Origin of the sequence: Dietzia maris (assembly GCF_014144855.1) — a bacterium.
In the GTDB taxonomy this organism is placed as follows: domain Bacteria; phylum Actinomycetota; class Actinomycetes; order Mycobacteriales; family Mycobacteriaceae; genus Dietzia; species Dietzia kunjamensis.
In genome coordinates, this window is record NZ_JAALDN010000117.1 from 1 (window position 1) to 10,066 (window position 10,066).

The window sequence follows — 10,066 nt, forward strand, 5'->3', positions numbered from 1 at the left end:
GCCGCTAGCGCGGGCGGCACCCTCGCGGGCGTCACCCGCGCGCGGCACCCGCGGCTAGTCCGAGATCGCCTCGAGCGGGTCGGTCTTGGCGGCCCGGTGCGCGGGCCACAACGACGCGAGGACCCCGACGACCGCCGAGGCCGCCAGCACGACGCCGATGCTGCCCCACGGGATCGTCGTCTCCGTCAGTCCGCTGTCCGCGAGCACGGTGACGAACGCCCAGCCGAGGTAGACGCCCACCGCCGCGCCGATCAACGCGCCGAACACGGCGATCTGCGTGGACTCGAGGTTGATCGTGCGGCGGACCTGCGAGCGCTGCATGCCCACCGCGCGGAGCATCCCGATCTCGGTGCGACGCTCGATCACCGACAGGGCGAGGGTGTTGACGATGCCCAGGACCGCGATGACCAGGGCCAGCCCCAGCAGCGCGTAGATGATCGTCAACAGCTGGTCGATCCCGCCGGTCTGGGTGTCGATGTACTGCTGCTTGCTCTGGACCATCGCGATCGGGATGTCGGTGAGCTCGTCGGTCACCGCCGCGAGGACCTCGTCCTCGCTCACCCCGTCATCCGCCGCGACGAGCACGTTGAAGGTCGACCGCAGGTTCTCCGGCACCAGGCGTTCGTAGACGTCCATCCCGGTGTAGAACTGCCCGAGGATCTGGGAGTCCTCGTAGATCCCGGTGACCCGGAGGGTGCTCTCACTGCCGTCGGGCGCGACGAGCGGCACGGAGGCGCCCATCGTCCACCCCTTGTCCCTGGCGACGGTCCGGGACACGACGAGCGAGTCGGGGCCGGGGTCGAGCGAACCGTCGACCACGGTGGCGTCGATCATCTCGCCGACGGGCCCGCCGGCGGCGGACAGCGCCTGCGGTTCCCCGGCGAGCTCGGCGAACGCGAACGCCAGCCAGGCCACGTCACCGACCTCGTCGACGTCGGCGATCTGCTGCTCGATGCCGCCGGGCAGCGGGGTCGGCGGGCCCTGGGACGCCACGCCCTGGACCACGACGTCGGCGTTGATGTCCTGGTCGATGACGCCGCTGACGCTCTCCTTCGTGGTGGCGCCGAGGGTTCCGAACGCCGCCACCAGGGTCAGTCCCAGCGTGAGCGCGAACGCGGTCGCGGCGGTCCGGCGGGTGTTGCGTCCGGCGTTGGTGGCGGCGAGCTTGCCGACCGCGCCGAACGGTGCGCCGATCACCCTGCCGATGCCACCGGCGATCGGTTTGGCGAGCGCGGGCATCACCAAGAAACTGCCGATGATCAGCGCGGCCGCACCCACACCGACCGTGATCGCACCGTCCCGCGTCGTCTCCTGCCAGGTACCTATCACCGCGAGCATGAGGCCACTCACCACGGCGAACAGGCCGACGGAGGTGCGCCATCCGCCGCCGGCCTCGGTGGTGGCCGAGCCGACTCGCATGCCCTGTACCGGGGCGACGCGTCCGGCGCGTCGGGCGGGCGCCCAGGCGGAGAAGACGGTGACGACGAAGCCCAGCACGAGCGGCGTGATGACCGACATCGGGGTGAGCGAGAGGGCGCCGGACGGGATGCCCAGGTCGAAGGCCTCGAGCGCCACGAAGATCAGCTGGGCCAGGCCGAAGCCCACCACCACGCCGATCCCGGAGCCGACGAGCCCGGTGACGGCGGCCTCCGCCATCACCGACCGGGTGAGCTGCCCGCGGGAGGCGCCGATCGCGCGCAGCAGGGCGAGCTCCCGCAGCCGCTGGGCGACGAGCATGGAGAAGGTGTTGTAGATGATGAACGTGCCGACCAGCAGCGCGATCAGCCCGAACGCGACGAAGAAGTAGTTGATGAAGTCGAGGACGGTCGACAGCTGCTCGGACAGTCGCTCCTTGATCTCCTCGCCGGTCCGGACCTCGTAGTCGGGGAACTCGGCCGCGATGGTGTCGCGGACCTCCTCCTGACTCACGCCCGGTTCCGCGCGGACGGAGACGTTGGAGGCGTTCTCGCCGTCGGTGAACAGGGCGCGGGCGCGTTCCTCCGAGAACCCGACGCCCACGTACCCGCCGATGTCGGTCTCGTTGGCGTAGGCACCCACGACGGTCACGTCGAGGACGCCCTGCCCGGTGGTGTAGACCTCGGCGGTGTCGCCGACGGCGAGGCCGGCGGCGGTGAGCACGGTCTCGGGGAGGACGACCTCGTCGTCGGCGGCGGGGGCGCGGCCGTCGGTGATCCAGCTGCTCTCGCCGACCGCGTCGTCGGGATCGATCCAGGCCAGCCCCTCGGACGGCGCGCCGCCGGACTGGTACGGGGTGCCGTCGGCGTTGAACAGCACCACGGTGCCGGACACGCCGGGCATGGCCGCCTCGACGCCCGGCAGCTCGAGCACCTGCTCGGCCACCTCGAACGGCACACCGGCCCCGCGGGGGTCCTCGGGTTCGATCATCGCGGCGAGGTCCGCGGTGCCCTGGTCGAGCAGCCCGTCGAAGGTGCTCTTGAGGGTGGACGTGAAGACCAGCGAGCCGGTGACGAACGCGGTGCCCAGGACCACCGCCAGCACGGACAGCACCAGGCGGAGTTTGTGGGCGGCGATGTTGCGCAGCGACACGCGCAGCATCGGGCGCGTGTGGCGCGGGGCGTGGGCGGACTCGTGTCGCCCCCCGCCGGCGGGTCCGGCGTGCCCGGAGGAGTGCCTGGCCGCCATCACCGCTCCTCGAGGGCGCCCATGGCCGCCAGGATCTCGTCGGCGGTGGGGTGGGCGAGCTCGCGGACGACCCGGCCGTCGGCGAGCAGCAGGACGCGGTCGGCGTAGGTGGCGGCGCGCGGGTCGTGGGTGACGATCACGACAGTCTGACCGAAGTCGTCTGCGGCGCTGCGCAGGATGGCCAGGACCTCGGCCGAGGAGGTGGAGTCGAGGTTGCCGGTGGGCTCGTCACCGAACAGGATGTCCGGGCGTCCGACCAGGGCGCGGGCGCACGCCACGCGCTGCTGCTGGCCGCCGGACAGTTCGGACGGCCGGTGCGAGAGCCGGTCGGCGATCCCCAGCCGGCCGATCACCTCGTCGAACCAGGCCCGGTCGATGCCGTGGCCGGCGATGTCCTGGGGCAGGGTGATGTTCTCCTCGGCCGTCAGGGTCGGGACGAGGTTGAAGGACTGGAACACGAATCCGATGCGGTCGCGTCGCAGCGCCGTCAATTCCTTGTCCGCCAGCCCCACGATCTCGGTATCGCCGATCCGCACCGACCCGGAGGTCGGCCGGTCCAGTCCCGCCATGCAGTGCATGAGGGTCGACTTGCCCGAGCCGGAGGGGCCCATGATCGCCGTGAACCGTCCGCGTTCGAAGGTCGCGCTGACGTGGTCGAGTGCACGGACCTCGGTCTCGCCCTCCCCGTAGGTCATGACGAGGTCGGTGGCGACGGCGGCCGCGGAGTGCGGCTCGCCGTCGTGTTGGTGGGTCTCGGCCTGGGTGGTCATGTGCTCCCTCGGATCATGGTGGTCGATCTAAAGCTTGCAGGAATTCGGAGCGGAAGCCGATGGGGGATTGCCCGGGTGTCCACCCTGATCCTGCTCACGGGTCCAGGCGTCGAGGGTCCGCCGGGTGGCGAACTCGCGATTCTCACCGGAGACGGGGTCGGTGAAGGCGATCGACTCGGCCAGCAACTGCAGTGGTGTCGAGAAGTCGCCGGGGGCAACGTCGAGCACACGGGGGTAGAGGTCGTCGCCGAGTATCGGGGTCCCGAGGGCGTTCATGTGCACGCGCAGCTGGTGGGTGCGGCCGGTGGTGGGTTCCAGCCGGTAGAGCCCGATCCGCCCGGCCCCGTCCCCCCGGGTGCCCAGGAGGGTGATGCGGGTGTGGGCGTCGGGCTCGCCGTCGACCTCGGCCGCCTGCAGGACGCCGCGGGTCTTGACGATCCGGCTGGACCGCTGCCGTTCGGCGGGAACCCCGTCGGGGGCGGTCGCGACCGCCAGGTAGGTCTTGGTGACCCGGCGGGCGGCGAAGAGTTCCTGGTAGGCGCCGCGGTGCACGGGATCGACGGTGAAGACCAGGACGCCGGCGGTGAGCCGGTCGAGGCGGTGGGCGGGCGCGAGGTCGTCCAGCGCGAGATCGCGCCGGAGCCGGACGAGTGCGGTCTCGGTGACGTGCCCCGCGCGGGGGGTCGTGGCGAGGTAGTGGGGTTTGTCGACGACGACGAGGCGGTCGTCCGCGTGCAGGACCTCGACCTCAAACGGGACCGGGATCTCCGGCTCCGGCGTCCGGTACATCCACACATCCATCCCCCGGTGCCGCCGGGTGGCGGCGGTGACCGGTGCCCCGTCGGCGGTGACGACCTGCCCCGCCTCGAGGGCCACGGTGAGCTCGGCGAGCCGGTCGGGGAAGCGTCGGCGCAGCTCCTCGGGGATGCTGCGGGGCCCCTGTCCGGGGTCGGCCAGCCGGATCCGGACCGGGTCGACACCGTTCCGCAGCGGGAGGGGCCGCCCACGGCGTCTCGAACTGGACACGTCCACGAGCCTAGTCGGTGGGCTACACTCACTCGAGCACCATCTGTCCCTCGCACCACTCTGAACACTCGGGAGCGCCCATGATCGACGTCGTCGTCGACTTCTTCCTCTTCGGCCCGGGCCGCGTCGTCCTCCCGGCGTTCCAGGGGAGTTTCAACATGGCCTACCCGGCCAACGCCCCGTTTCCGGACCAGCTCTAGACGGCCCACTCCCAAACCGCGATCCGGTGTCGTATCCCGGCGGTAGGGTCGGGGTCATGGCTTCCCTCGAGAACACCGTTGTCGTCGGCGTCGACGGCTCCGCCGCCTCCACCGGTGCGGTCGCGTACGCCGCCAACACCGCCGCCACCCGCCGCGTCCCGCTGCTCCTCGTGACCAGCTACACGATGCCGGCCGCGATGTTCGCCGAGGGGATGATCCCTCCGCAGCCCGTCTACGACGAGCTGGAGCGGGAGTGCACGCCCATCATCGAGAAGGCCCGTGAGACCGCGGCCAAGGTGGCGCCCGGCATCGAGGTGTCGCACGCGATCGTCGAGGGCAACCCCGCGCAGGTGCTCATCGACTACTCGCGCAAGGCCAAGCTCATCGTCCTGGGTTCCCGCGGCCTGGGCGGGATCAAGGGCATGGTGCTCGGCTCGGTGTCGGCGGCGGTGGCCAGCCACGCGTTCTGCCCGGTCGTGGTGACCCGGGAGGACACGGACGACCTGAACCGCAGCGGCCCGGTCGTCGTGGGGATCGACGGCTCCGAGGTCAGCGCCAAGGCCACCGAGTGGGCGTTCGCCGAGGCCTCCGCGCGGTCCGCCCCCCTCGTCGCCGTGCACACCTGGATGGATCCGCAGGTGCAGGCCGCGGCGGCCGGCATCTCCCTCACAGAGGATGACTGGAAGGAACTCGAAGAGCAGCAGCTCCAGACGCTGTCGGAGCGGCTGGCGGGATTCTCGGACCGGTACCCCGACGTCGAGGTGCAGCGGTTCGTCACGCGCGATCGCGCGGTCCGGGCACTCGTCGAGCAGGCCGAGAACGCCCAGCTCGTCGTCGTCGGCTCCCACGGGCGGGGCGGGTTCACGGGCATGGTCCTCGGCTCCACCTCCCGGGCGCTCCTGCAGGCGGCCCCGTGCCCGGTGATGGTCGTCCGCCCGGAATCGCACTCATGAGCAGCGAGGACAACGTTCAGGTTCGGCGTGACACCGCCGCCGGGCGATTCGAGATCCTCGTGGACGACGTGGTGGCGGGTTTCGCCGACTATTCCGACGGCACGGACGGCGTCCGGGAGTTCCCCCACACGGTGGTCGCGTCCGAATTCGGTGGGCGCGGTCTCGCCGGGACGCTGGTCGGTGAGGCGCTGCAGGTGACCCGGGAGGAGGGACTGCGGGTGCGTCCGTCGTGTTCGTTCGTCGCGGGATACATCCAGAAGCACCCGGAGTCCGCGGAGATCGCCTGAGGCCGCGGGCGGGTGGCCCGGCGGACACGGACCGGTAACGAGTGAGCGACGTTTAACGCCACCGTGCGCCCTACCGGAAGCTTTCGTGTCGGTGTCGTGTTCTCCTGAGAGAGCGGCCCGTTCCGGGCCGAGTACGACTCTCGGGAAAGGACAACCACAATGTTGTGGAGCATCATCTCCTGGATCATCGTCGGTGGCCTCGCTGGCTGGATCGCCTCCATGATCATGGGCAAGAACGCACAGATGGGCCTCGTCGCCAACGTTCTCGCCGGCGTGATCGGCGCCTTCATCGTCGGCCTCCTCGTCTCGCTCGTCACCGGTGGCGGTGGCATGCCGGAGGCATTCTCCATCTGGGGCTTCGTCGCGGCGATCATCGGCGCGATCCTCGTCATCTTCATCGTCTCCGCCGTCAAGGGGCGCGGACGCACCAGGGTCTGACCCGGGCGCGAGACGCCAGAGACACCGCAGCAACCAGACGGCCCGGCCCCGACGAGGGCCGGGCCGTTCGTGTACACCATCCCGAGTAGAAGGAGCCCGTCATGGGACTGTTCGACAAGGCCAAGGACCTCGCCCGCAAGAACCCGGGCAAGGTGGAGTCGGCGCTTGAGAAGGCGGGCGACGCGTTCGACAAGCGCACCGGCGGCAAGCACGCCCAGCACGTCGACACCGCCCAGCAGAAGGCCGGCGAGTTCCTCACCGGACGCACCGCGGACGCGCCCGAGGTCCCGGACGCCCCGGACGGCACGCCGACCCCGGACCCGGATCCGTCGCAGCACAGCCGCCCGCCGGCCGACGGCCGACCCCCGGCCTGACCGTCATCGACCGCACCGTCAGGCGATGGGGCCGGTGTCCGCCGCGCGCGGCACCGGCCCCGTGGTGTCGGCGGTCACTGCCGATAGTGTGTACCCCGTGACGAGCACACGGTCGACCAAGCCCGGGCCGCGGGAGCGGCTCCTGGCGACGGCGACCCGTCTGTTCTCCACCGACGGGATCCGTGCGGTCGGGATCGACCGGATCCTGCGGGAGGCCGGGGTGGCCAAGGCCAGCCTGTACAACACCTACGGGTCCAAGGACGAGCTCGTCGTGGCCTACCTGCGGTCGGTCGCCGAACGGGACCGTGACCTGTGGCGGCGCCGCGCCGACGTCGCCCCGGATGCCCGGGGCCGCATCCTGGCGCTGTTCGACATCGTCCGCGAACAGGTCGAGCCCGCCATGCCCGGGTCCTGCCACCTCGCGGCGGCGATCGAGTTCCCCAGCCCGGCGACGGACGGCGAGCGCGCGATCCGCGCCGCCGTGGCCGATCAGCGGCAGTGGGTCGCCGAGACCCTGCGCTCCGAGCTCGCCGGCATGGGCCTCGAGGACCCGGACAACATCACCGACCTGGCCGACCGGTTGGCGCTCCTCCACGACGGCTCGGTGACCGCCGCGATGCTCGGTGAGGTCCGGACCACCGCGATGACCGCCCGCAGCATGGCCGAGCTCATCCTGGGGATGGTCACCGACCCGACGTGATCCCCACTGCACTTGATCCCCACTGAGCGATGGGTCAGCCGGCCACCCGCGGTGCGGTGAGCTCGGCAATCCGCTGGGCCGTCGTCGGGTCGTCCTGCGTGGACTGCACGGCCAGCACCCGGGCGTCGCGGGACAGGACCACCAGCGCACCGCCCAGGCCCACCGTACGGCCACCGCTCCAGCCTCCCTCCGCCTGTGAGGGTTCGGCCTCGTCGGAGGGCGCCGACTCCTCCACCAGCTCCGCCGCCCGCTCCGGGGACGCGACCGAATACACGGTGGTCGTGAGCTGCACCTCGCCGTCTGAGTCGTAGAAGAAGCAGGCCGCAGGCTCCACGCCGTCGTCGATCCGCACGTCGGTGACCGGCTGGCCGCTGAGTCGTGTGACCTCGTCGGCGGACAGGTACGGGCACTCGGCATCCGCGACCGGTTCGACCGGCGGCAGTTCCGGCTCGGTCGTCTCGGGAGGGGCGGTCCGGATGGTGCCCATCTCCGGGGCCGGCTCGGAGCCGCCGCACCCGGCGAGGGCACCGAGCAGGACCGCGGACACCGCGACGAGGGCTGGGGAGGCGGGTTTGCGCATACCGCCAGGATAGATGCCGGGTCGGTCAGTACTGTTGACCGTGGCGGTGCGGCTGACCGCCGACACGGCGACGGCACCGGGAGGTGGCAGATGGGCGACTCCACGAGCATCGCTGCGGGCGCCGACCGCGCGGAGGACCGCCGCCGCGACCTGCGCGGTGCGATCTCCGCCGCCGCGGTCGATCTGGTGATCGAGCGGGGACTCGACGCGGTGACGGTCGACGAGATCGCCCGAGCCGCCAACGTGTCGCGGCGGACGTTCTTCAACTACTTCCCGTCCAAGGCCGCCGCGTGCATCCCCGACACGCCCCCCGCCGGTCGTGACGCGGTGAGGGAGTTCCTCACCGACCGCAGCGTGTCCACCATGACCGCCCTTTCACGGCTCATGTGGCACCAGGTGTCCAACGCACGGCGACAGAGCCGGGCCTTCGACCGATTCCACGACATGTGGCGCAGGGAGGCGAGCGTCCGGACCCAGGTCTACGAGATCCTGGCGTGCAACGAGAAGGAGCTGGCGGCCCTGGTGGCGCGCCGGGAGGGGCGGGAACCGGACTCGGTGGAGGCCGCGACGGTGGCGGCCGCGTCGATCGCGATCCTCCGCATCGCCGTAGAACGGTGGCGCACCGACGAGCCGGGTTCCCTGCTCGAGTACCGCATCCGGGAATCGTTCGATGCGATCCGAGGCTCGGTGACCGAGCCGACCGACGTCGCCAGAGGCCCGGCTGCCCCCGACGGCGCCGTGCCTGGTTAGAAAGCGCCGCCGAGCGTCCGGACCAGGCGGTCGCCCATGCGTTGGTAGGCGCGCGCCTCGCGGCCCGCGGCACCGGGCAGCACCGAGAAGGTGCGCGGCCGCCACACCGTCCGGACGGTGACGGTGACCTCGTCCGTCCCGGGGTGCAGGTCGATGTGGCAGCGGTGCTCGGCCACCGCGGTGTTGCCCTCGAGGGTGCCGACGACGACGCCCTGCCGGAGCGACTCGTCGATCAGGTCGACAAGTCGGCAGGGGCCACGCATCGGCCCGTCGAGCACGACGAGGTCCGATGCCAGGGGCGGATCCGCCGGGGCCGTCCTGATCCCCGCACGGGCGTGGGCGGCCAGACTCAGCAGATCGTCCGCGGCCCCGTCGAACAGGGCGACGCCCTCGCCGAGCACGGCGTGGGCGATGACCTCCCTCCACCCCCCGGGAGGTCTCCCGTGTTCGTGCAGGTCCGAACGCCGGTAGCCGAGTGCGGGCCCCGGCAGCGGCTGCGCGTCCCGCCCGCGTCTCGCTTCCACACCCGGCAGTGTCGCCGAGCGAGATGAGCGGGCCGCGCACGCGCGGTGAACGCCGGACGTCGGGGCCATGGCCGTGGGGCCGACCCGTAGGATCGGGCCATGCGATCGCAGCGACCCCGTCCGGCGCGCGGACGCCGTCTCGCCGGAGGGTTCGTCGCCCTGGCGGCCACGGTGACTGTCGCCGGATGCACTGCCACCGGCCCCGGTTCGGGTGACGCGGGCCCGCCGAGACTCACCCCGAATCCCCGGCACGACGTCGCCGCCGAGATGGTCGAGGGTCGGCCCGCGCCCGAGGAACGACTCAACGCCTGCGAGCTCCTCGACCTGACCACCGAGGAGATCATCGACCTCACCGGTGCCGACATGCCGGAGGTCGCCCCGACCGGTTCCGGCGACCTGGGGCTGCTGTGCACCTACGGCGGCCCGGGGTCACCCGAGAGGTACGAAGCCGGACTGGCGGGCACCAGCACGACCGACGCCGACGCGACGGGCACCGACGCCGCTACCGACGCCGCCGAGGTCCCGGATACGGGATCGGCGGACACGGAAGGTGCGGAGACCACGGCTGCGGGGGCCACGACCGACGCGTCGATGACGACCTCGGCGACCACGGCGACGACCACCCCGCCGGCCTTCGATCCGGACGTCGTCCCCGACACCGTTGCCGCCGGGGTCGTCACGCCCCGCGACGATGCCCAGGCCGCGCTCGCGGGTCAGGCCACACTGCTGGGCGCCAGGTACGCCTGCTCGGAGATCCGCGGACCGGGTGCCGCGGAGGCCGGCCTGACGGCCCCGGGCGA

Annotated in this window: 12 protein-coding genes; 7 read left to right on the forward strand and 5 right to left on the reverse strand. The window is 71.8% G+C overall.

Going from position 1 to position 10,066, the window contains the following annotated elements:
• Positions 1–54: 54 nt before the first annotated feature.
• Genes G6024_RS04360 through G6024_RS04370 form a run of 3 tightly spaced genes read right to left on the reverse strand, consistent with a single transcriptional unit; the run spans position 55 to position 4,460 of the window.
• The gene (locus tag G6024_RS04360; protein WP_235027753.1) at positions 55–2,664 is read right to left on the reverse strand and encodes an ABC transporter permease; all 2,610 of its coding nucleotides are present in this window, start codon (positions 2,662–2,664) and stop codon (positions 55–57) included.
• Positions 2,664–3,434: an ABC transporter ATP-binding protein gene (locus tag G6024_RS04365; protein ID WP_067717202.1), complete on the reverse strand. Its 771-nt coding sequence runs from the start codon at positions 3,432–3,434 to the stop codon at positions 2,664–2,666. The genes G6024_RS04360 and G6024_RS04365 overlap by 1 nt, the downstream gene beginning before the upstream one ends.
• A 27-nt stretch (positions 3,435–3,461) precedes the next feature.
• A complete protein-coding gene (locus G6024_RS04370) occupies positions 3,462–4,460 on the reverse strand; it encodes a pseudouridine synthase (RefSeq protein WP_096907453.1) in 999 nt (332 codons plus the stop codon).
• Between the two features lie 256 nt (positions 4,461–4,716).
• Here G6024_RS04370 and G6024_RS04375 point away from each other — a divergent pair, with 256 nt between their 5' ends.
• The 5 genes from G6024_RS04375 (at position 4,717) to G6024_RS04395 (ending at position 7,412) form a co-directional block, all read left to right on the forward strand.
• Positions 4,717–5,613, forward strand: a complete 897-nt coding sequence (locus G6024_RS04375) for a universal stress protein (protein WP_096906671.1) — start codon at positions 4,717–4,719, stop codon at positions 5,611–5,613.
• On the forward strand, positions 5,610–5,900 hold the full coding sequence (locus G6024_RS04380; protein ID WP_096906670.1) for a GNAT family N-acetyltransferase: 291 nt from the start codon (positions 5,610–5,612) through the stop codon (positions 5,898–5,900). Before G6024_RS04375 ends, G6024_RS04380 begins: the two co-directional genes overlap by 4 nt.
• A 159-nt stretch (positions 5,901–6,059) precedes the next feature.
• Positions 6,060–6,338 carry a GlsB/YeaQ/YmgE family stress response membrane protein gene (locus tag G6024_RS04385; RefSeq protein WP_067717194.1) on the forward strand — a complete coding sequence of 93 codons (279 nt, stop codon included), beginning with the start codon at positions 6,060–6,062 and terminating at the stop codon, positions 6,336–6,338.
• A 101-nt stretch (positions 6,339–6,439) separates the two neighbouring features.
• Positions 6,440–6,712, forward strand: a complete 273-nt coding sequence (locus G6024_RS04390; RefSeq protein ID WP_096906669.1) for an antitoxin — start codon at positions 6,440–6,442, stop codon at positions 6,710–6,712.
• Between the two features lie 97 nt (positions 6,713–6,809).
• Positions 6,810–7,412 carry a TetR/AcrR family transcriptional regulator gene (locus G6024_RS04395; RefSeq protein ID WP_096907452.1) on the forward strand — a complete coding sequence of 201 codons (603 nt, stop codon included), beginning with the start codon at positions 6,810–6,812 and terminating at the stop codon, positions 7,410–7,412.
• 34 nt (positions 7,413–7,446) lie between these two features.
• On the opposite strand, the gene G6024_RS04400 is transcribed toward G6024_RS04395, so the two are convergent.
• On the reverse strand, positions 7,447–7,992 hold the full coding sequence (locus tag G6024_RS04400) for a DUF2020 domain-containing protein (RefSeq protein ID WP_096906668.1): 546 nt from the start codon (positions 7,990–7,992) through the stop codon (positions 7,447–7,449).
• A 90-nt stretch (positions 7,993–8,082) separates the two neighbouring features.
• Between G6024_RS04400 and G6024_RS04405 the strand changes: the two genes are divergently transcribed.
• Complete coding sequence (locus G6024_RS04405) at positions 8,083–8,742, forward strand: TetR family transcriptional regulator (RefSeq protein ID WP_096906667.1); 660 nt, start codon at positions 8,083–8,085, stop codon at positions 8,740–8,742.
• Here G6024_RS04405 and G6024_RS04410 read toward each other — a convergent pair.
• Complete coding sequence (locus G6024_RS04410) at positions 8,739–9,266, reverse strand: DUF1990 family protein (protein ID WP_159148153.1); 528 nt, start codon at positions 9,264–9,266, stop codon at positions 8,739–8,741. The two genes, G6024_RS04405 and G6024_RS04410, sit on opposite strands and share 4 nt — an antisense overlap.
• A gap of 99 nt (positions 9,267–9,365) precedes the next feature.
• Between G6024_RS04410 and G6024_RS04415 the strand changes: the two genes are divergently transcribed.
• Positions 9,366–10,066, forward strand: a 701-nt coding sequence (locus G6024_RS04415; RefSeq protein WP_159148154.1) for a hypothetical protein, incomplete at its 3' end; no start/stop codon positions are given.

Bases quoted from the DNA above. Each gene is read 5' to 3' on its own strand.
- G6024_RS04360 (WP_235027753.1), bottom strand. From the start codon at position 2,664: ATGGCGGCCAGGCACTCCTCCGGGCACGCCGGACCCGCCGGCGGGGGG.
- G6024_RS04365 (WP_067717202.1), bottom strand. From the start codon at position 3,434: ATGACCACCCAGGCCGAGACCCACCAACACGACGGCGAGCCGCACTCC.
- G6024_RS04375 (WP_096906671.1), top strand. From the start codon at position 4,717: ATGGCTTCCCTCGAGAACACCGTTGTCGTCGGCGTCGACGGCTCCGCC.
- G6024_RS04380 (WP_096906670.1), top strand. From the start codon at position 5,610: ATGAGCAGCGAGGACAACGTTCAGGTTCGGCGTGACACCGCCGCCGGG.
- G6024_RS04385 (WP_067717194.1), top strand. From the start codon at position 6,060: ATGTTGTGGAGCATCATCTCCTGGATCATCGTCGGTGGCCTCGCTGGC.
- G6024_RS04390 (WP_096906669.1), top strand. From the start codon at position 6,440: ATGGGACTGTTCGACAAGGCCAAGGACCTCGCCCGCAAGAACCCGGGC.
- G6024_RS04400 (WP_096906668.1), bottom strand. From the start codon at position 7,992: ATGCGCAAACCCGCCTCCCCAGCCCTCGTCGCGGTGTCCGCGGTCCTG.
- G6024_RS04405 (WP_096906667.1), top strand. From the start codon at position 8,083: ATGGGCGACTCCACGAGCATCGCTGCGGGCGCCGACCGCGCGGAGGAC.